The following is a 19,178-nucleotide window of genomic DNA, read 5'->3' as shown; positions in this document are numbered from 1 at the left end:
AGCTGGCGTTTCGGACGTCGTCCCACACCCGGCGTCCCGACCGGAGGTACGCATGAGCGCGATGGACATGCCGGCCGAGCTGCCGAAGGACGCGGCGCGGCCGGTGGCGAGGGACCGACCCGCGGCCCCACGGCTGAGCTGGGTGACACTGGCACTGATGACCACGGCCTCGGTGGCCAGCCTGCGCGCCGCGCCCACCATGGCCGTCTACGGACTGGCCTGTGTCTTCCTCTATCTGATCCCCGCGATCGTCTTCCTCCTGCCGACCGCCCTGGTCTCCGCCGAACTGGCGTCGGGCTGGCCGGGCGGGGTGTACCGCTGGGTGAGCGAGGGGCTCTCCAAACCGCTCGGATTCCTCGCGGTCTGGTGCCAGTTCGCGATGACGATCTTCTACTATCCGAGCCTGCTGGCGTTCGTCGCCTCCACGATCGCGTACGTCATCGATCCCTCGCTGGCCTCCAACGGCGTCTACACCGCGATCGTGATCATGGTCCTCTACTGGACCGGGGTCTGGATCTCCTCGCGCGGCACCAAGGCCCTGGCCGGTCTGTCGTCCTGGGGGCTCGTCATCGGCACCCTGGTCCCCGGCACCGTGCTGGTCGTGATGGGCATGGTCTTCCTCGGCCAGGGCAACGCCTCCGCCGCACCGATGACCTCCTCGCACCTGCTCCCCCAGTGGGCCGGGCTCGCCAGCCTCGTACTGATCGTCAACAACTTCCTGTCGTACTCCGGCATGGAGATGAACGCGGTCCACGTCTCCTCGCTGAAGAACCCGGCGAAGGAGTACCCGCGGTCGATGTTCCTGGCGATGGGGCTGGTGCTGCTGATCTTCATCCTCCCCGCGCTGGCGATCAGCTGGGTGGTGCCGGCCAGTCAGCTGAGCCTGACGGCCGGGGTGATGCAGGCCTTCGACGCGTTCTTCGGCCACTTCCACGTCGGCTGGATGACGCCCATCGCGGCGGTGATGCTGATCTCGGCCTCGCTGGGCGGCATGCTGACCTGGCTCGCCGGCCCGTCCAAGGGCCTGCTGGAGATCTCCCGCAGCGAGGGCTACCTCCCGCCCTACCTCCAGCGCCTCAACAAGTACGGCATCCAGCAGAACATCCTGGTCACCCAGGGGGTGGTGACCACCGTCATCGCCCTGCTGTACGCGCTGATCCCGAACGTCTCCAGCGTCTACTGGATCTTCTCCACCATCACCACGCAGGTCTATCTCATCGTGTACCTGCTGATGTTCGTGGCCGTCGTCCGGCTGCGGAAGACACAGCCCGACCACCCGCGCGGCTACCGCGTCCCCGCCCTGCCCGTCCTCGCGGCGGTCGGTCTGCTGGCCTCGGTCGCCGCTCTGGTGATCGGCTTCGTGCCGCCCTCGCAGTTCGGCAACGGAAGCGTCGGCGCGTACATCGCCGTCATCGGCGGCGGTCTGCTGATCCTGGGGCTGCTCATCCCGTGGCTGTTCCTGCGCCTGCGCAAGCCCTCGTGGCGTACGGAAGCGGCCTCGTCCGGCGAGGAGGTCACCTCATGAGCCCCACCAGGTTCGCTTCGGAACACAAGTGGCTGTACATCGGCACCGTCGTCGTCCTCGTCGCGCTCGCCGTCACCGGCGTCATCCGCTACGAGACGGCCAGGAGCGGCAACGAGGCCCAGCGCAAGGCCGAGGAGCTGGCCGACGCGGCGGTCGACGCCGGCCTTCCCCGGCCGGACGTCAACACCCTCAAGCGGGTCCTGGGCGACGACGGCGGCCAGGTCTGCGACCAGCCCGCCTCCGCGCTCAAGACCGCGCTGTGGAAGATCAACCTGGGCAACGGGGCCGCCGGTCCCGGCATGCGTCCCGGCATCGAGGACACCCAGGCGGTGCGCGCCGAGGCGAAGATCCTGGAGATCTACTGCCCGGACAAGCTGGACCGGATCCAGGACAAGATCGACGACCTCAGGACCGACGACACGGTGAGGCGCTGATGAGCACCGACCCCCTCGCCGGCCGGATCGCCGGTCTGATGACCCGGGCGCGGGCGGACCTCACCGAACTGGTGTCGATCCCCTCGGTGGCCGACCCCCGGCAGTATCCGCCCGAGGAGTGCCGCAGGGCCGCCCAGTGGGTGGCCGACGCCTTCACCGAAGCCGGGCTGCGCGATGTGCACCTGGCCGAGACCCCGGACGGCAGCAACGCCGTCCTCGGTCACCGGCCCGCCCCGCCCGGCGCCCCGACCGTGCTGCTGTACTGCCACTACGACGTGCAGCCGCCGCTCGACGACGACGCCTGGACGACCCCGCCGTTCACCCTGACCGAGCGGGACGGCCGCTGGTACGGGCGCGGCACGGCCGACTGCAAGGGCAACATCGTCATGCACCTCACCGCCCTGCGGGCGCTCGGCGACGACATCCCGGTCGGGCTGAAGTTCGTCGCCGAGGGCTCGGAGGAACAGGGCACCGGCGGACTGGAGGCGTACGTCGAGGCGCACCGCGACGTGTTCACGGCCGATGCCCTGCTGGTCTGCGACACGGGCAACGCGGCGGTGGGCACCGGCACCGCGACCACCTCGCTGCGGGGGCTGGTCAATGTCGTGGTGACCGTCGACACGCTGGCCGGTGAGGTGCACTCCGGCATGTTCGGCGGTCCCGCGCCGGACGCCCTGGCCGCGCTGGTCCAGTTGCTGTCCACGCTGCGCGATCCCGCGACCGGCGCCACCCGGATCGAGGGCCTGGACGCCACGGGCCACTGGGAGGGCGCGGGCTACGACGAGGAGCGGTTCCGGGCCGACGCGGGCGTCCTCGACGGGGTGCCGCTCACCGGGGACGGCAGCGTCGCCGACCGGCTGTGGGCCCGTCCGGCCGTCACCGTGCTCGGCATCGACTGCCCGCCCGTGGTCGGTTCGGCGGCCGCGGTGCCGCCGTCCGCGGCGGCCCGGGTCAGTCTGCGCATTCCGCCGGGGACCGACGCGGCCGCCGCCCGGACCGCGCTGACCGGCCATCTGACGCGGGCGGCGCCGTGGGGGGTGCGGGTGAAGGTGGAGCCGGAGTCGAGCGGTTCGCCGTTCCGGGCGGCCACCGACGGTCCGGCCTACGGGGCGCTGGGCGAGGCGATGCGCGAGGTCTACGGCAAGGAGATGACGTACCTGGGGCAGGGCGGCTCCATCCCGCTGTGCAACGTCCTCGCGGACGCCTACCCCTCCGCCGAGATCATTCTGATGGGCGTCGAGGAACCGCGGTGCCTCATCCACGCGCCGAACGAGAGCGTGGACCCCTCCGAGATCGAGCACATGGCGCACGTGGAGGCGCTGTTCCTCCAGCGGTACGCCCGGACGTACCGCTGACCGGGACGGCGGGGAGCGCATGACCTCCGGGGCCCGGACGGCGCGGGAGGCCGGCCACGACGAGGTGGCCGGCTTCCTCGCCCGGCTGACCCGCGGGCTGCTCCGGTCCAGCGGCGAGGGGGCCGAGCAGATCGAGCACGCGGTCACCGCGGCCGCCCGGGGTCTGGGCGCCGAGGTGACGCTCGCCGTGCTCCCGGACGCCGCGACGCTCGCGGTGACCTTCGACGGCCACCACTCCACCCGGGTGGTGCGGGGTTTCCCCGAGGTGTTCCGGATGGACCGGGTGACGGCGCTGAAGCCGCTCCTGGCCGACGTGGCGGCCGGCCGGCTGGACGTGGCGGCGGCGGATCGCCGGCTGACCGCGATCAGCGGCGCCCCTCCCCCGTACCCGTGGTGGGCCAAGCTCGCCGGTGTGGTGCTGTTCTCGGTGGGCTTCGCCCCGCTGATGCAGCCGACCTGGTACGAGGTGGGGAGCACGGCGGTCCTGGCGACGGTCGCCGCGTGCCTGGTGGCCGCGGCGGACCGGCTGCCCCGGCTCGCCAAGGTGCTCCCGCTGGTCGTGGCCGTCACGGTCTCGCTGCTCACCCTGGAGGTGTTCGCCCGGACCCCGGAGCACGGCGGGCCGGTGCTGCTGATGCTCCCGGCCCTGTTCTTCTTCGTCCCCGGCGACTACCTCAGCGCGGCGGCGGCCGAACTGGCGGCGGGCCATCTCACCACCGGCGCGATCCGGCTGGTCTACGCGGTGGCGCTGCTCGTGCAGCTGTACGTGGGGGTGGTGCTGGGCCTGGTGATCACCGGCCGGCCGCGCGACGCGCTGTTCGACGTGGCGGCGCGGGGCGATCTGCCACGCTGGGCGCTGTTCCTCGGGTGGATCGTCTTCACCGTCGGGGCGCTGCTGGCGTTCGCGGTGCCCGCGCGGATGCTGGGCCGGCTGCTGGTGCTGGTGTACATGACGGTGGGGGTGCAGACGGGGTTCACCGCGCTGCTGGGGGATCTGGGCGGAACGTTCACGGCTGCGGTCGTGCTGGGGGCGGTGACCACCTGGCTGGCACGCCGTCCCGGTCAGCCGCCGCGCATCGTGCTGGTGCTGCCGGGCTTCTTCACGCTGACCGTCGGTTCGCTGGGGATGCGCGGGCTCACCGCGCTCGCGGGCGGCCGTCCCGTGGAGGGCTTCCGCGATCTCGGCGATCTCGTCACGCTGGTGACGGCGATCGGCCTGGGGCTGCTGCTGGGCGCCGTGGTGGCGCGGCGCCCCGGCCCGGAGGGCTGAGCCCGCCGGTCCGGTCCGGTCAGTCGGCGCCCCGGTCCGTGCCGTCGGCCGGGGACGACTCGGCCAGGGCGAACCAGGCGGTCTTCCCCTCCGGCTCGGGGCGCACCCCCCACTGGTCGGCGAGGATGTCGAGCAGCATCAGGCCCCGGCCCGACGAGGCGAGTTCGCCCGGTGCCCGCTGGTGGGGCAGTTCGTCGCCCCGGTCCATGACCTCGACGAGGAGACGGCGCCGGCCGGTCTCCCCGGTCACGGAGGCGTTCATGGCGCCGTCCTGGTCGGTGTGGACGAGGACGTTGCCGAGCAGTTCGGTGGCGAGCAGCACCGCGGTGTCCACCTGGTCCGGGCGGGCCCAGTCGTGCAGCAGCGCCTTGAGCTGGGCGCGGGCCTCGGCGAGCCCCTCCCCCTCGTGCTGGCCGACGGTCAGCATCAGGCGGCGCGGGCTGATCTCGGTGTGGGCGCGCCCGGAGTCGCGGCGCACCAGGAGGAGCGCCATGTCGTCGCCGTCGTGGGCGGCGGCCGCGTCCCGTCCGTCGGGGCCGGGGTCGAGCACCGTGCCCATCAGCCGGTCGGCCATGCCCTCCAGGTCGTCGGCGGGGCCGGGCGAGAACGCGTCGCGCACCCGGACCCAGCCGCTGTACATGTCGTGCCCGCCGTTCTCGATGAAGCCGTCGGTACAGAGCATCAGGATCTCGCCGTCGTGCAGGCGCACGATGTCGACCGGGTAGTCCTCCTCGCCGGGCATCAGTCCGAGCGGCAGTCCGCCGCTGATGTGCTTGATCAGACAGGTGCCGTCCGGGGTGCGCAGGACGGGGTGGGGGTGGCCGGCGCGGGCGATGTGCAGATCGCCGGTGGAGGGGTCGGCCTCGATGTAGAGACAGGTGGCGAAGCGGTCCTCGTCGAGCGTGGTCAGGAACCGGGAGGCGCGGGCCAGGACGGCGTCGGGGCCGTGGCCCTCGGCGGCGTAGGCGTGCACGGCGGTGCGCAGCTGGGCCATCAGCCCCGCGGCGTGCACGTCGTGCCCCTGGACGTCGCCGATGACGAGGGCGAGGCGGCCGTTGGGCAGGTCGATGCTGTCGTACCAGTCGCCGCCGACCATGAGCCCTCCCCCGGTGGGTACGTAGCGGGTGGCCACGCTCAGTCCGGTGAGGGCGGGGTCGGCGGTGCGCATGCTGCGGCGCAGGCCCCGGGAGAGTTCGAGTTCGGCGCGGCTGGCGCGGGCCCGTTCGAGGACCTGGGCGAGGATGCGCGCGGTCGTGGTCAGCAGGGCCCGTTCGGCGTCGGTGAAGGCCACGGGGGCGCGGTAGGCGGTGAGCCAGACGCCGGTGACGCGGCCCGCGGTGACGAGCGGGACGAAGGCCCAGGCCTCGCGGTTCTTGCGGGCGGAGAGGTGCCAGGTCGCCGGGAAGCGGCGGCGGTACTCCTCGGGGGTGGGCAGGAAGACGGACCGCCCGGTCCTGGCCACCTCGGCGGCCGGGTAGCCGGTGGTCAGGGGCATCCGGAAGCCGCGGTCGGCGCCGCCGGGGCGGAATCCGTACTGCCCGAGCACGACCAGGTTGCTCTCGTCGGTGCCGAAGACGCACTGGCCGTCGAGGGGGAAGTCCGGTGCGTAGAGTCCCGCGACCAGCTTCAGCGCCTCGTCGAGCGAGTCCGCCTCGGCGAGTGCGTGACCGGCCGGGAGCAGCAGGGCGTCACGGCGTCGGGCCTCCTCGCCGCCGGTGCCGGTCCGGTCGGCGGCCGCCCGTCCGTCCGGCGTATCCGGCGGGGCGGGCTCCATACGGTTGAGGGCGTCGATCTGTTCCAGTTCGGACGCGAACGCCCCCGGCGACGGCTCCTGCCGCTCACCACCCATCCGGCATCCCTTCGTCCCGGTGTCGTCACCGACTGCTCGTTCCATGCTCCGACGGGAGAGCCGGGTCCGCAGAACGAGACGGTGCCGAGGGGGCGGGACGCGGGGTGGGGTGCCCCGCCGCGCGGAGGGGTGCCGGAGGGCCGGAGGTCCTAGCGGTACGCCGCTGACCTGCGCACATCACTGAAGTCGATGGCCCGGTCGGCCTCGCGCATCGTCTCCTCGGCCACCCGGCGCACCTCTGCCGGTACGTCCCCGTGTTCCTCCACGAGTCCGGCGTAGATCGGCGCATCGGTTCTGTCGGTGAAACTCACGTCGCACTGCCTCAATCGGTTGTGTGTGCCATCGTTCGGGCGGAAACAGGGGCCGATTCTACGTGGTCGTTCCGGGCGTCGCGGACCGCCCCGCGATGTGGCCGTACGCAGGGCGAATCGGTGCTGTGAGCGCCGTATTCGATCTTTCGGCCGACGCGCGGACGTACGGGCGGCCATGATGGGAGTCATGGCGAATCCGACGATCCTGACCGTCGACGACGACCCGGCGGTCTCCCGCGCGGTCGCCCGCGACCTGCGGCGTCGGTACGGCGAGCGGTACCGGGTGGTGCGGTCGCTCTCCGGGGCCGACGCGCTGGAGGCGCTGCGCGAGATCAGGCTGCGCGGCGACCGGGTGGCGGTCGTGCTCGCCGACTACCGGATGCCGGAGATGAACGGGATCGAGTTCCTGGAGCGGGCGATGGATCTGTTCCCGCTCGCCCGCCGGGTGCTGCTGACGGCGTACTCGGACACCGAGGCGGCCATCGACGCGATCAACGTGGTGGATCTGGACCACTACCTGCTGAAGCCGTGGAGCCCGCCGGAGGAGCACCTCTACCCGGTGATCGACGGACTGCTGGAGTCCTGGCACGCCACCCCCGATCCGGGCGAGACGCAGACGCGGGTGGTCGGGCACCGCTGGTCGGCGCCGTCGTTCGCGGTCCGCGACTTCCTGACCCGGAACCTGGTCCCCTACCGGTGGCTGCTGTCCGACGAGCCCGAGGGGCGGGGCCTGCTGGACGCGGCGGGGCTGTCGGCGGCGGACGTGCCGGTGGTCGTCACCCCGGACGGAAAGCCGCTGGTCCGCCCCTCGGAGCAGGAGCTGGCCCAGCGGGTCGGGCTGAGCACCGCCCCCTCCTCGGACTTCTACGACCTGGTGGTGGTCGGCGGCGGGCCCGCCGGACTGGGGGCGGCGGTCTACGGCGCGTCCGAGGGGCTGCGGACGGTCCTGGTGGAGGAGACCGCGACCGGCGGCCAGGCGGGGCAGAGCAGCCGGATCGAGAACTACCTCGGCTTCCCCGACGGGGTGTCCGGCTCCCAGCTCACCGACCGGGCCCGCCGCCAGGCGCTGAAGTTCGGGGCGGAGATCCTGAGCGCGCGGCGGGCCGTGGCCCTGGAGGCCGCGGGGGCGGGACGGATGCTGCGGCTCGGCCCGGAGCACACGGTCTCGGCGCACACGGTGGTGCTGGCGACCGGGGTGTCGTACCGGCTGCTGACCGCCCCCGGGCTGGACGCGTTCGCCGGGGCGGGGGTCTTCTACGGCTCGGCGGTCACCGAGGCACCGAGCTGCTCCGGCGAGGACGTGTACATCGTGGGCGGGGCGAACTCCGCGGGCCAGGCGGCGGTGCACTTCGCGCGGTACGCGCGCCGGGTCCATCTCCTCGTCCGCCAGGGCGATCTGGCGCGGTCCATGTCGCGCTACCTGATCGACCAGATCGACGCCGTCGACACGATCGAGGTCCATCCGTGGACGGAGGTGAGCGGCGGCGCGGGCGACGGTCATCTGATGGAGCTCACGCTGCGCGACAACCGGACCGGTGCGGAGCGGACCGTGCCCGCCTCCTGGCTGTTCGTCTTCATCGGCGCCGAACCGCGCACCGGCTGGCTGGACGGGGTGGTGGCACGCGACTCCCGCGGCTTCGTGCTGACCGGGCCGGATCTGGTGGCCTCGGGGGGACGCCCGGCGGGCTGGCGGCTGCCGAGGGATCCGTACCACCTGGAATCGAGCGTCCCGGGTGTCTTCGCGGCGGGCGACGTGCGGTCCTCGTCCGTCAAGCGGGTCGCCTCGGCCGTCGGCGAGGGGGCCATGGCGGTCTCGCTGGTCCACCGCTACCTGGAGGCGCAGTGAACACACCGGACCGGCCGTCTCCGGAGCGGCTGCGGACGCTCTTCCTCTTCGAGGAGCTGGACGAGGAGCAACTGGCCTGGCTCGCCGGGCGGGGCCGTACGGAACAGCGGTCCGCGGGCTCCGTCGTGTACGAGGAGGGCGCCCCCGCCACCTGCTTCTTCGTGCTGCTGGGCGGGGCGATCGCGCTGAGCCGGGTGCTGCACGGCGACGACATCGAGGTGAGCCGCACCGATCAGCGCGGGGTGTACGCCGGCGCGACGCGCGCCTATCTGGGCGACCGTGTCGAGCAGCGGTACGCCCACACGCTGCGCGCGGTCACGGACACCGAGTTCTTCGTACTGCCCGCCGAGGACTTCGCGCACGCGGTGCGGACCTGGTTCCCGATGGCGCTGCATCTGCTGGAGGGGCTGTTCTTCGGTTCACGGGCCGCCAACGCCATCGTCAGCGAGCGGGAGCGGCTGCTCGCGCTGGCCGCGCTGTCGGCGGGGCTCACCCATGAGCTGAACAATCCGGCGGCGGCCGCGGTGCGGGCGACCGCCGCGCTGCGCGAGCGCGTCGCGGGGATGCGCCACAAACTGGCCCTGATCGCGGACGGCCGGCTCGACGGTTCCGAGCTGCACCGGCTGGTGGAGCTCCAGGACGAGGCGGTCCGGCGGGCGGGCGCGGCACCGCCGCTCTCCGCGCTGGCGGCGGCGGACGCCGAGGACGAGGTCGGCGACTGGCTGGAGGAGCACGGGGTGACCGGCGGCTGGGAGCTGGCGCCCACGCTGGTCTCGGCGGACATCGGCACCGGCTGGCTGGAGGCGGCGGCCTCGGCCGTGGGCGCGGACAATCTCGGCTCCACGGTGCGCTGGCTGGCGTACACCGTGGACGCGGAGCTGCTGATGGGCGAGATCGACGACGCGGTGACCCGGATCTCCGGTCTGGTGGGCGCCGCCCAGCAGTACGCGCAACTGGACCGGGCCCCGCAGCAGACCGTCGACGTGCACACGCTGCTGGACGCGACGCTGACGATGCTTCAGGCGAAGATCCCGGCCGGGGTCCGAGTGGTCCGGGAGTACGACCCCGGACTGCCGCGCATCACCGCGTACGGGGCCGAGCTGAACCAGGTGTGGACGAACCTGATCGTCAACGCGGTGGACGCGATGCCGGACGGGGGGACGCTGACGATCCGCACCTGGCGTGCGGAGGACCGGCTGTTCGTCGAGGTGGCCGACACCGGGACCGGGGTGCCGGACGCGATCCGGCCCCGGATCTTCGAGCCGTTCTTCACGACCAAACCGGTCGGTGAGGGCACGGGGCTGGGTCTGGACATCTCGTACCGCATCGTGGTGAACAAGCACCGGGGCGACATCCGGGTCGACTCGGAGCCGGGCGACACCCGGTTCCGGGTCTGTCTGCCGATCGGGACACCCGCTCAGCCGCCCGATCCGGGACCGGTCCGGGCGAACGGTTGACCTCAAGTCCGCTTGAGCTCATAGCGTTTGTCCCACGCCCCGGTCCGGTTCCGGCCTCCGGGGGCCGTCACGTCCGCCCCCGGAGGCACGTATGAGCATGGAAGTCACCGCCTGGTCGTCGATGCACAGCGCGATGAACGCGCAGCAGGACCGCAGACCGTTCTCGCGGGCCACGGTGCGCCGGATCGCGGCGTTCGCCCGGCCTCGGCAGGGCGAGCTGTACCGCTATCTGCTGCTGAGCGTCGTCATGGCCCTGCTCGCGGTGGCCACCCCGGTCCTGGCCGGCAAGGTGGTCGACGCGATCGTCCAGGGCAAGGACTCGGGCACGGTCACCCGGCTCGCGCTGCTGATCGCGGTGATCGCCGTGGCCGAGGCGGGGCTGGGTCTGCTGACCCGGCTGCTGTCGGCCCGGCTGGGCGAGGGGCTGATCCTCGATCTGCGGACGGCCGTCTTCGACCACGTCCAGCGGATGCCGGTCGCCTTCTTCACCCGGACCCGGACCGGTGCGCTGGTCAGCCGGCTCAACAACGACGTCATCGGCGCGCAGCGGGCGTTCAGCAACACCCTGTCCGGGGTGGTCTCCAATCTGGTGACGCTGGTGCTGACGCTGTCGGTGATGCTGACCATCTCCTGGCAGATCACCCTGCTGGCGCTCGTGCTGCTGCCGGTGTTCGTCGTGCCGGCCCGGCGGACGGGCTCGCGGATGGCGCGTCTGCAGCGCGAGGCGGCCGCGCACAACGCCGCGATGGGCACGCAGATGACGGAGCGCTTCTCCGCCCCGGGCGCCACGCTGGTCAAGCTCTTCGGCCGGCCGGCGGACGAGTCGGCCGAGTTCGCCGCCCGCGCCTCGCGCGTCCGCGACATCGGTGTCCGTACGGCCATGGCGCAGTCCACGTTCATCACGGCGCTCACCCTGGTCTCCGCGCTGGCCCTGGCGCTGGTCTACGGACTCGGCGGCTATTACGCGCTGCGGGGCACCCTGGAGGCGGGCGCGGTGGTCGCGCTCGCACTGCTGCTGACCCGGCTCTACGCCCCGCTGACGGCGCTGGCCGGGGCCCGGGTCGAGGTGATGAGCGCGCTGGTCAGCTTCGAGCGGGTCTTCGAGATCCTGGATCTGAAGCCGCTGATCGCCGAGAAGCCGGACGCGCGCACGGTTCCGGACGGTCCGGTCTCCGTGGAGTTCGACGGCGTCTCCTTCGGCTACCCGGCCGCCGACAAGGTCTCGCTCGCCTCGCTGGAGGAGGTCGCGACGCTCGATTCGCGCGGCGGGACGCGGGTGCTGCACGAGGTGTCCTTCCGCGCCGAGCCCGGCCGGATGGTCGCCCTGGTCGGATCCTCCGGCGCGGGCAAGTCGACGATCGCCCAGTTGCTGCCGCGGCTGTACGACGCCGAGGAGGGCGTGGTGCGGCTCGGCGGGGTGGACGTGCGCGATCTGACGGCCGAGTCGATCCGCGAGACGCTCGGCATGGTCACCCAGGACGGGCACCTCTTCCACGAGTCCGTCCGGTCCAATCTGACCCTGGCCCGGCCGGGCGCGGGCGAGGAGGAGATCTGGGACGCGCTGCGCCGCGCGCGGCTCGACGGGCTGGTGGCCTCGCTGCCGGACGGGCTGGACACGGTGGTGGGCGAGCGCGGCTACCGTCTCTCCGGCGGCGAGCGGCAGCGGCTGACCATCGCCCGGCTGCTGCTGGCCCGGCAGCGGGTCGTCATCCTCGACGAGGCGACCGCGCACCTGGACTCCACCTCGGAGGCGGCGGTGCAGGAGGCGCTGGCCGAGGCGCTCGAGGGGCGTACGGCGGTGGTGATCGCGCACCGGCTGTCCACCGTGCGGGCCGCCGATCTGATCCTGGTGATCGAGGAGGGCCGGGTGGTCGAGCGCGGAACGCACGAGGAGCTGCTGGCGGCGGGCGGCCGGTACGAGGAGTTGTACCGGACCCAGTTCGAGGGGCCGGAGACGGTGCGGCAGGAGTCTGCCGGGACCGTCTGAGCGGACGGTCCCGCCCGTGCCGATGCCCCCGGTCCGTGCGTACCGGGGGCATCGGGGTGCGTACGGACGGCGGGGGTCAGTCGTCGTCGGTCTTCTCCGAGGTCACGGCGCCGGTGGCGGCGTCGATGTCGAGCGTGTGCTCGCGCCAGGCCTTGTCCACGACGTCCACGGACCAGACGAGGACGTTCTTGTCGTTCTCGTCGAGCTCGGCGGAGGTGACCGTGCCCTTCTGCTTGTCCGTGGCCGCCTTGACCGCCTGCTGGACGGTCTGCTTGGCCTGGGTGAGCCGCTCGGCGGTGCGGCTCTTCTCGGCGGCGTCCTGGCCGGGCTCCTCGACGTTCTGGATCACCTTGCCGGAGACCGCGTCGATGCGGACCATGTGCTCGGTGCCGTCCTTGACCGCGACGGTGGCGACCCATTCCGGGCCCGTGGGGGCGGGCGAGGGGCTGGCGCCGGTCGGTGAGGCCGCGGTGCCGGTGGGCGAGGGGCTGGCGGTCGTCCCGGGGGACGGGCTCTGCTCGCGGTCGGTGTCGTCGTCGGACTTGCCGGGACCGCGCAGGTCCAGCTCGACGACCTTGCCGCCGGAGACGGCGCCCTCGGCCGTGGTCACCGCGGTGTCGAAGGTGACCTTGGTGGAGTCGAGCAGGGTCTTGCGGTCCTTCATGTCCTTGGTCATCGAGGCGGCGGCCGAGGCCTTCGCGCTGATCGAGGCCGTGGCGGTCCGCTCCGGGACGGCGCGGGCGGCCTCCGAGGTCGCGGTGCCGGTGGACGAGGAGCCGCCGCTGTCCTGGCCGCAGCCGGTCAGCAGGGCCGCGGCCAGCAGGACGCCCGCGGCTCCGGCCGCCCGGAGGCGGTGGCGGCGCGGGGTCCCGGTGGTCTTCGGTGGGGAGTGACGTGTCATGCCGGGATGCCTAACCGCCGTGGCGGTCCGTCATGACGCATCACCGCCCGGAGTCACCCGATCAACCGCGCGAGGGCGCTCATCCGCGGGTGTCGTCGGGGATGCTCACCAGCCACCGGGTGGCGCGGCGGGGCCTCAGGTACAGGGCCCAGTACAGCGTGGCGGCGGCGGTGATCCCGCCCGTCCAGAGCAGGTACACGGCGTCCTGCTGCGTCAGAACGTAACCGAGGACGAGGATGAGCAGCACCGGCACGGCCGGCCACAGGGGCATGCGCCAGGCGGGGGCGGTGCGGTGGGCGCCGCGCCGGCAGAGCAGGGCGGCGACCGCCACCAGCAGGTACATCGCGGTGACGGAGACACCGGTGACGCCGTACAGGGTGTCCAGGTTGACGAAGCAGAGGGCGGCGCCCGGGACGCCGACGAGGAGGGTCGCCACCCAGGGCGAGCCGAAGCGGCCGAGCCGGGACAGGGCCGTGTTGACGGGGGCGGGCCAAGCCTTGTCGCGGGCGGAGGCGAACAGCACGCGGGAGTTCTGGATGACCATCACGATGCCCGCGTTGATGATGGCGAGGGCGACGCAGAGGCTGACGAAGGTGCCGACCGCCGAGTTGGACCAGGCCTCGACCATGGAGCCGAGGTCGCCGGAGGTCAGCGCCGCGAGGTCGGGGGCGCCCAGGGTGAGGGCGATGACCGGGACGAGGATGACGGCGCTGGAGATGGCGAGGGTGGCGAGCACGGTGCGGGCCACGGTGCGGCGCGGGTTCTCCAGTTCCTCGGACAGATAGACGGCGGTGGAGAAGCCCTGGGTGATGAAGAGGGCGATGGCGAGACCGGAGACGACCATCATCGCGGTGACCGTGGAGGTCGTGCCGTGCTCGGAGGCGACCGTTCCGTGGACGAGCGCGGAGGCGCCGCGTTCGGTGTGGGCGAAGCCGAGGACGGCGACGACGGCCGCCGCGATGACCTCCAGCACCAGGAAGACGCCGGTGATCCAGGCGTTGGCGCGCAGGTCGAGCAGTCCGGCGAGGGTGGCGAGCAGCATGACGCCGGCACCGGCCGGGGCGGCGGGAATGTGGACGAGGGGGGCCAGGTAGTCGGCGGTGCCCATGGCGATGACCGGGGGCACGATCATCACGACGAGCAGCGAGAGCACGAACACGAGCCAGCCGGCCAGCCGTCCGGCCATCGTCGAGACCATGGCGTACTCGCCGCCCGCGCTGGGGATCAGCGTGCCCAGTTCCGAGTAGCAGAAGGCGACCGCGACGCAGAGCAGCGAGCCTATGGCGATCGTCAGCGCGGTGTACGTGCCCAGGGTGGAGAAGAGGTCGGGCACCACGACGAAGAGCGTGGAGGCGGGGGTCACGCACGAGAGCGTGAGCAGGGTTCCTCCGACGACGCCGATGGAACGCCTGAGCTTCTGCGGGGTGGGGCCGGTCGCGGGGGCGAGCGCCTGGGGAGCGCTGAGCGTGTCGGTCATCGAGCGGGGTTCCGATCAACAGGTGCGGTGACTGAGCGCGGGAGCGGTATCGCCTCCGGACAACGGTGTGAGGGATGGGTTCCGGGGCTCCCGTCGCGCCATGCAATACCGACGCGTTCCGCAGGTCAATAGGGGTTTTCCTTCGGAATCCGTCGTCAAGATCGCCGCCGTCGACGGTTTGCGGCCAAGATCGGGTGGACACAAAGGGATCGGCCACTGCGGGAACCGCAGCGCCCGCCGGGCAAAAGTTTCCTCCGGTTCCACCCGCTCCTCGCACCCGCCCGCGTGATGGAGGGCAATCCGCTCCGGCGGGTCGCGGTATGCGGTCATCGGTGCGAGCCTGGATGCATGACCTGGGCCTCCTGGACGACGCGCGGAGTGTATTCGGGGCACGGCGGCGTGCTGACCGAAGAGGTCGGGCCGCTCTCGGGCGACCTGACCGTCCACACCACGTGGGCCGACGGCTCCGCGCAGATCACCGTGCAGTACACCGGAGCGGCCGACTGGTTCACGATGGCGGGCAGCCCGGTGGCGTGTCCGTCGGAGGAGGCCAGCCGGACGCTGCACGAGGCGGCGGTGGAAGCCGTCAGACAGGGCGACCGGGCCACGGGCCCCTTCGCCCGGCCCGGCCCCGATCTCCCTGCCGGGGAACCGGCCGCGGAGTAGCCGCCGGGACTCCCCCGGCCCCCGCACAATGCACGGGTGCCCGTACGCGGTCGCGTACGGGCACCCGTGCGTGGTCCGCGCGGGATCACCCGCTGTCGCGGACCGCCACGATGCCGTTGAAGACGCCGACGTACGCCGTCCCGTCGGGGCCGATGGTCACCGGCGCCCAGTTGTTGTCGTAGGCGAGTCCGGTGCCGGTCAGCTTGGACCAGCGGCGGGCTCCGGTGCGGTAGTCGACGGCGGTCAGGTACCAGGCGTCGATGCCGAGGGCGTTGGGCTGCTTCTCGTAGAAGTAGAGGAGTCCGTTGGCGGTGGAGAGCTTGGGCACGGTGGAGGGCGAGCGGACGGCGCTCTCCCACACCGTGTCGCAGCCGCTGCCGTCGGGCCGTACGTCGATCCTGGCCACGCCGCCGACGACGCTGCGGCCGAGCAGGAGGGTGGTGACGTCCTCGTAGCCGTAGTTGTTCTCGACGACGAGGCTGTTGCCCCAGCTGATCATGGAGTTGTCCGTGGTGGAGGCGCCGGAGCCGAAGACGGGGACCTTGCAGACGAGCCGCTCGCCCTCGGGGATCCCGGGCGCGCGGCGGTAGACGAGGACGTTCATCCGGTCGTCGGCGTTGTCGGTGATCGCGACATAGGCGTCACCGTCGCCGAAGAGGTCGGGGGTGGTGCCCGAGCCCTGGTTCACCGAGCCGGGTTTGGTGCCGGTCCCCCGGTCGTACGTCTCCCGCCACTGGACGCGCGGGGTGCCGTCGTCCGTCGCGGCGAAGCTGTAGAGGGCGTGGTCGGTGACGATGGACACCCCGTCCTCGGCCACGGAGAAGGAGTTCTGGATCTCCTCGCCGGTGAGCCGGACCGAGCGGACGGTTCCGGTGCTCGGGTCGACGGTGCCGACGCGGCCGAGCCTGGTCACCCACCAGACGCGGCCCTGCCAGTCGGGCATGACCGAGGTGACGGGGTCGCAGGTGCCGCTCGGGTAGAGGTTGGTCCAGCTGACGCAGTCGTGGGGCACCTGTCCGGTGAGGTCCCAGTCGTCGGTGACGGTGAACCGCCAGCTGCCGTCGGCCGCCTGCTCGTGGGCGATGCGCTGGATGTGCTGGCGGGAGTCGGCCAGCACCACCCGGTCCCGGTCGTCCAGGTAGAAGTAGGCGCCGCCCGAGGTGTCCTTGAAGATCTTCGAGAAGTCCAGCCGGGTGATGGCCTCGACGGTCGAGGAACGCTGCGGCAGTTTGTACTCGGCGAGGGTGTCGAGGGTACGCGGGTCGAGCAGTTTGAGCAGGAATCCCGTGAACGTGCCGCAGACCGTGATCAGCCGTCCCGCCGCGTCGAAGGTGGCGGTGGCGCACTCCCCGCCCAGGGGCGCGATCTGTTCGCTGTCCACCTGGGGGGACCGGCCGAGCGGACCGGAGTACGGGTGGGTCCCGCTGCCCGCCGCGTCGGCGTGCATGCCGTTGCGGCCGTTCGGGGCGAGGAAGGGGTGCTGCGGCGCGGGGCGTCCGGGCACCGGCGCGGCGGTCGCCGGGGCGCCCTCGTAGTCGCTGACGAGCCGGTGTCCGGGGGCCCGTGGGATGTCGGCCGCACCGGCCGGGACACCGGACATCGTGAAGGCCCAGGCGCACAGCGCGAGCACCAGGGCGGTGGCGCGGAAGGATCTGCTGCGGGACGGCGGGGACAGCCGGGGCGGCTGGGGCAGCGCGGGCATCGGACTCCTCGGTCGGGGGGCTGGGTCGCACCGGCGCCCGACGCTAGAACCGACCCCGTGAGGTGTCCATGGAAACGCGGCAGGTTTCATGGGCGCTTCACGGGGGTGCAACGCGTCCGGACCGTCGACCGTCCCGGCGGCCCGCCACGCGATCCGCCCGGGGCTGGTGCCTCAACGCGGCCGTCCCGTACGGCGGTCGAGCATCTCGCGCCGGATCGCGGCCGCGGTCGTGCGCGCCCGCTCCGCTCCGGCCCTGCGGTCGGCCTGTCCCGGCACGAAGCGGTGCAGGGGGATCGCGCAGCGCGGGCAGGGGGCGTCGGCGGTGAGCAGCCGGCCGTCCTCGCAGGCCGGTTCGGGGCACAGTCCCGGCCGGAGCAGTTGTTCGGCGATGTCGAGCGGCCGCCAACGGCGGTGCCCGGCGTCGTCCGTCTCCCGGAGCGCGTGGGACCAGCGGGCGTTCCATCGGCGTTCGACGCGGTCGAGGAGCTGGTCCGGGGTGCGCCGGCCGAGTTGGTGGCGGACCAGGCCGACGATCTCGTTCGGGAAGCGGCCCCGGAACTCCCTTGCCAGGGAGGGCGGCAGCGCGCGCAGGACGTAACCGACCGGATCGGCGCCCGGGAGCCGCCGGCGCGGACAGGGGCAGTCCCCGTCGGCCGGGAGGCGGGCTCCGCAGCGGACGCACAGTCCGCGGCAGTCGCCGCAGAGTCCGTTGTCGAGGCCGTCCAGATGCGGGGCGGGCGCCCGGCCGCACTCCCGGCAGCAGGAGGCGCAGAGTCCGCACAGCCGCTCGCCGCCGGCGTCGGTCGTCCAGGGCCGCTGCTGGCAGCGGCAGCAGCGGCTGCTCACGCAGTGCTCGTGGTGGGCGGCGCCCGGACCGCGTCCGGGTAGGGAGAAGGACATGGCCGTGTGCTCCGGGACCGGCTTCGGTGCGTCGCCGGCGGCCGTGTCGTCCCACCGGGCGGGGGCGCGGTCCGGTCCGGCCCGCGCCCCCGCCGGACCGTGGCACACCATTCCGTCCCGCGTCCCGGTGCGACCGGATGAGCAGCACTCCCGGCCGTAATGATCCACCGGCCGAACGGGATTGGCCGGTTCCGCCCGTTCCCGTAGCGGGAACCGACCGGCCGTGGAGTCAGGGCCGGATGCCGCTGACCAGGTCCGCGGTGGCCGTGATCCCCTCGTGGATGGTGGGCGCCATGCTCGTGCCCGCGAGGAAGAACCCGAGGAGGGCGCAGACCAGGGCATGGGAGAACTTCAGCCCGCCGTTGCGCAGGAAGATCACCGCGAGGATCAGCAGAAGCAGCACCACTGAGATCGAAATGGCCATGGCCAACCTCCTTCGCCGCGCCGGAATTGCGGCATTCGGCGCCAGTGTGGCGGAGCGGAGGGGCCATCCGGCGCACTGGCGTGTACGCCAAACGGGTAAGGCTGCGAGGGATGTGGGGCCCGGTGGGTAGGGGTGCGGCCGCGTGCGCCGGGCGGTCCGGAAGCGGGCTCGCCCGACGCACAGGTGTTCTAGCGCGCGGGGCCCTCGTGGGTGCGCAGGAAGCGGGCCAGCCCGGCGAGGTCGTCGGAGTTGAGGTGGTCGACCCCGGCCGCCAGCAGTTCGCTCCAGACCGCCTCCCGCTGGGGTCCGGGCGCGTCGGGCGTGGCCCAGAAGCGGACGCGCTGTCCGGCGCGGTGCGCCCGGTCGGTGAAGTCCCGCAGCGCGGCCCGTTCGGCGGGCGGGATCGGGCCGTCGCCCTGCCAGCCGAACGCTCCGGTCCAACTGGTGCTGATCAGCGGGATGAACGAGGCCGGGGCGGCGGTTCCGAGGTCCTCGGGCCGGCCGTCGTAGAAGGCGTGGCGGACCCGCTGGGCCTCCATCGGCGCGCGGGCGGTCCGGTCCCCCGAGATGACGGCGGTGACGGCGCCGGGGCGCACCCGGCCGTTCCGATAGCCCGTCAGGATGCGCTGGTAGGAACGCAGTTGGCGGTCGAGTTCACGGTAGGCGGCGGCGCCGTCCGTCTTGATGTCGATGAGCAGCTGGAGCGGGGTGCGGGCGCCCGGGAAGACGCTCCCGTGCCGGGCCGCGACACGGGCGAGGAGCGGGTCGAGGTAGAGCGCGCGCAGGGTGCGGGCCGGGTCGAGCCCGGTGGCCTCGTGGGCGACGAGCAGTTCCCCGTCCACGAGGAAGATGTCGGCCTCCACGCTGGTGAACCCCTGGTCCAGGGCGTCGTGGAGGGGGTGGGGGTGCAGATAGTCGTTGTGGGCGTGCGCGCGCCGGAGCGGCCGCGGCCCGGGGGTGTACGGGAGCGCGGGCGCCGCGCCGGCGGTGGCCGCCGACAGCGGTACGACGGCGCCCGCGGCGGCGGTGGCCAGTGCGGTGGTGACGAGGTGACGACGAGTGGGGAACGCCATG

16 protein-coding genes are annotated in these 19,178 nt (G+C 72.8%); 8 read left to right on the top strand and 8 right to left on the bottom strand.

All coding sequences use genetic code 11. The features are described 5' to 3' along the window. Positions 1-52: 52 nt before the first annotated feature. From ACZ4FH_RS11070 to ACZ4FH_RS11055, 4 genes are read left to right on the top strand one after another with little or no spacing between them, the layout of a single operon-like run. A complete protein-coding gene (locus ACZ4FH_RS11070; protein WP_467303903.1) occupies positions 53-1,525 on the top strand; it encodes an APC family permease in 1,473 nt (490 codons plus the stop codon). Further along, positions 1,522-1,959 (top strand): hypothetical protein, encoded by a 438-nt coding sequence (locus ACZ4FH_RS11065; protein WP_467303902.1) that lies wholly within the window; start codon positions 1,522-1,524, stop codon positions 1,957-1,959. The genes ACZ4FH_RS11070 and ACZ4FH_RS11065 overlap by 4 nt, the downstream gene beginning before the upstream one ends. After that, positions 1,959-3,314: a M20/M25/M40 family metallo-hydrolase gene (locus ACZ4FH_RS11060; RefSeq protein ID WP_467303901.1), complete on the top strand. Its 1,356-nt coding sequence runs from the start codon at positions 1,959-1,961 to the stop codon at positions 3,312-3,314. Before ACZ4FH_RS11065 ends, ACZ4FH_RS11060 begins: the two co-directional genes overlap by 1 nt. Before the next feature lie 19 nt (positions 3,315-3,333). Further along, positions 3,334-4,584, top strand: coding sequence for a threonine/serine exporter family protein (locus ACZ4FH_RS11055; RefSeq protein WP_467303900.1), 1,251 nt, complete (start codon positions 3,334-3,336; stop codon positions 4,582-4,584). A gap of 19 nt (positions 4,585-4,603) precedes the next feature. Here the strand turns inward: ACZ4FH_RS11055 and ACZ4FH_RS11050 are convergent, their stop codons facing one another. Both ACZ4FH_RS11050 and ACZ4FH_RS11045 read right to left on the bottom strand, forming a co-directional pair. Further along, positions 4,604-6,478, bottom strand: a complete 1,875-nt coding sequence (locus ACZ4FH_RS11050; protein WP_467303899.1) for an ATP-binding SpoIIE family protein phosphatase — start codon at positions 6,476-6,478, stop codon at positions 4,604-4,606. Positions 6,479-6,582: 104 nt separating this feature from the next. After that, on the bottom strand, positions 6,583-6,744 hold the full coding sequence (locus ACZ4FH_RS11045; RefSeq protein WP_383636134.1) for a hypothetical protein: 162 nt from the start codon (positions 6,742-6,744) through the stop codon (positions 6,583-6,585). 187 nt (positions 6,745-6,931) lie between these two features. Between ACZ4FH_RS11045 and ACZ4FH_RS11040 the strand changes: the two genes are divergently transcribed. The 3 genes from ACZ4FH_RS11040 (at position 6,932) to ACZ4FH_RS11030 (ending at position 12,034) form a co-directional block, all read left to right on the top strand. After that, on the top strand, positions 6,932-8,590 hold the full coding sequence (locus ACZ4FH_RS11040) for an NAD(P)/FAD-dependent oxidoreductase (protein WP_467303898.1): 1,659 nt from the start codon (positions 6,932-6,934) through the stop codon (positions 8,588-8,590). Next, a complete protein-coding gene (locus ACZ4FH_RS11035) occupies positions 8,587-10,047 on the top strand; it encodes an ATP-binding protein (RefSeq protein ID WP_467303896.1) in 1,461 nt (486 codons plus the stop codon). The genes ACZ4FH_RS11040 and ACZ4FH_RS11035 overlap by 4 nt, the downstream gene beginning before the upstream one ends. A gap of 91 nt (positions 10,048-10,138) precedes the next feature. Next, positions 10,139-12,034, top strand: coding sequence for an ABC transporter ATP-binding protein (locus ACZ4FH_RS11030; RefSeq protein WP_467303894.1), 1,896 nt, complete (start codon positions 10,139-10,141; stop codon positions 12,032-12,034). 76 nt (positions 12,035-12,110) lie between these two features. Here ACZ4FH_RS11030 and ACZ4FH_RS11025 read toward each other — a convergent pair whose 3' ends face one another. Further along, positions 12,111-12,935 (bottom strand): PepSY domain-containing protein, encoded by an 825-nt coding sequence (locus ACZ4FH_RS11025; protein WP_467303892.1) that lies wholly within the window; start codon positions 12,933-12,935, stop codon positions 12,111-12,113. 79 nt (positions 12,936-13,014) lie between these two features. Further along, the gene (locus tag ACZ4FH_RS11020) at positions 13,015-14,412 is read right to left on the bottom strand and encodes an APC family permease (protein ID WP_467303890.1); all 1,398 of its coding nucleotides are present in this window, start codon (positions 14,410-14,412) and stop codon (positions 13,015-13,017) included. A gap of 348 nt (positions 14,413-14,760) precedes the next feature. Here ACZ4FH_RS11020 and ACZ4FH_RS11015 point away from each other — a divergent pair, with 348 nt between their 5' ends. After that, the gene (locus ACZ4FH_RS11015; protein WP_383636117.1) at positions 14,761-15,078 is read left to right on the top strand and encodes a hypothetical protein; all 318 of its coding nucleotides are present in this window, start codon (positions 14,761-14,763) and stop codon (positions 15,076-15,078) included. Positions 15,079-15,163: 85 nt separating this feature from the next. Here the strand turns inward: ACZ4FH_RS11015 and ACZ4FH_RS11010 are convergent, their stop codons facing one another. From ACZ4FH_RS11010 to ACZ4FH_RS10995, 4 genes are all read right to left on the bottom strand, one after another. Beyond that, complete coding sequence (locus tag ACZ4FH_RS11010; protein WP_467303888.1) at positions 15,164-16,780, bottom strand: hypothetical protein; 1,617 nt, start codon at positions 16,778-16,780, stop codon at positions 15,164-15,166. Positions 16,781-16,951: 171 nt separating this feature from the next. Next, complete coding sequence (locus ACZ4FH_RS11005; RefSeq protein WP_467303886.1) at positions 16,952-17,680, bottom strand: hypothetical protein; 729 nt, start codon at positions 17,678-17,680, stop codon at positions 16,952-16,954. Between the two features lie 229 nt (positions 17,681-17,909). Further along, on the bottom strand, positions 17,910-18,104 hold the full coding sequence (locus ACZ4FH_RS11000; RefSeq protein ID WP_383636109.1) for a hypothetical protein: 195 nt from the start codon (positions 18,102-18,104) through the stop codon (positions 17,910-17,912). A gap of 188 nt (positions 18,105-18,292) precedes the next feature. Then, a complete protein-coding gene (locus ACZ4FH_RS10995) occupies positions 18,293-19,177 on the bottom strand; it encodes a phosphatidylinositol-specific phospholipase C/glycerophosphodiester phosphodiesterase family protein (protein WP_467303885.1) in 885 nt (294 codons plus the stop codon). Between the last annotated feature and the right edge of the window lies 1 nt (position 19,178).

The organism is Streptomyces sp. NPDC024555, assembly GCF_055559335.1.
This window is presented reverse-complemented; position numbering and strand designations above follow the sequence as displayed.

Coding starts and splice junctions, on each gene's coding strand:
- ACZ4FH_RS11070 (WP_467303903.1), top strand. CDS start 53: ATGAGCGCGATGGACATGCCGGCCGAGCTGCCGAAGGACGCGGCGCGG.
- ACZ4FH_RS11000 (WP_383636109.1), bottom strand. CDS start 18,104: ATGGCCATTTCGATCTCAGTGGTGCTGCTTCTGCTGATCCTCGCGGTG.
- ACZ4FH_RS11025 (WP_467303892.1), bottom strand. CDS start 12,935: ATGACACGTCACTCCCCACCGAAGACCACCGGGACCCCGCGCCGCCAC.
- ACZ4FH_RS11050 (WP_467303899.1), bottom strand. CDS start 6,478: ATGGAACGAGCAGTCGGTGACGACACCGGGACGAAGGGATGCCGGATG.
- ACZ4FH_RS11060 (WP_467303901.1), top strand. CDS start 1,959: ATGAGCACCGACCCCCTCGCCGGCCGGATCGCCGGTCTGATGACCCGG.
- ACZ4FH_RS11055 (WP_467303900.1), top strand. CDS start 3,334: ATGACCTCCGGGGCCCGGACGGCGCGGGAGGCCGGCCACGACGAGGTG.
- ACZ4FH_RS11065 (WP_467303902.1), top strand. CDS start 1,522: ATGAGCCCCACCAGGTTCGCTTCGGAACACAAGTGGCTGTACATCGGC.
- ACZ4FH_RS11040 (WP_467303898.1), top strand. CDS start 6,932: ATGGCGAATCCGACGATCCTGACCGTCGACGACGACCCGGCGGTCTCC.
- ACZ4FH_RS11020 (WP_467303890.1), bottom strand. CDS start 14,412: ATGACCGACACGCTCAGCGCTCCCCAGGCGCTCGCCCCCGCGACCGGC.
- ACZ4FH_RS11005 (WP_467303886.1), bottom strand. CDS start 17,680: ATGTCCTTCTCCCTACCCGGACGCGGTCCGGGCGCCGCCCACCACGAG.
- ACZ4FH_RS11030 (WP_467303894.1), top strand. CDS start 10,139: ATGAGCATGGAAGTCACCGCCTGGTCGTCGATGCACAGCGCGATGAAC.
- ACZ4FH_RS11010 (WP_467303888.1), bottom strand. CDS start 16,780: ATGCCCGCGCTGCCCCAGCCGCCCCGGCTGTCCCCGCCGTCCCGCAGC.
- ACZ4FH_RS11015 (WP_383636117.1), top strand. CDS start 14,761: ATGACCTGGGCCTCCTGGACGACGCGCGGAGTGTATTCGGGGCACGGC.
- ACZ4FH_RS10995 (WP_467303885.1), bottom strand. CDS start 19,177: ATGGCGTTCCCCACTCGTCGTCACCTCGTCACCACCGCACTGGCCACC.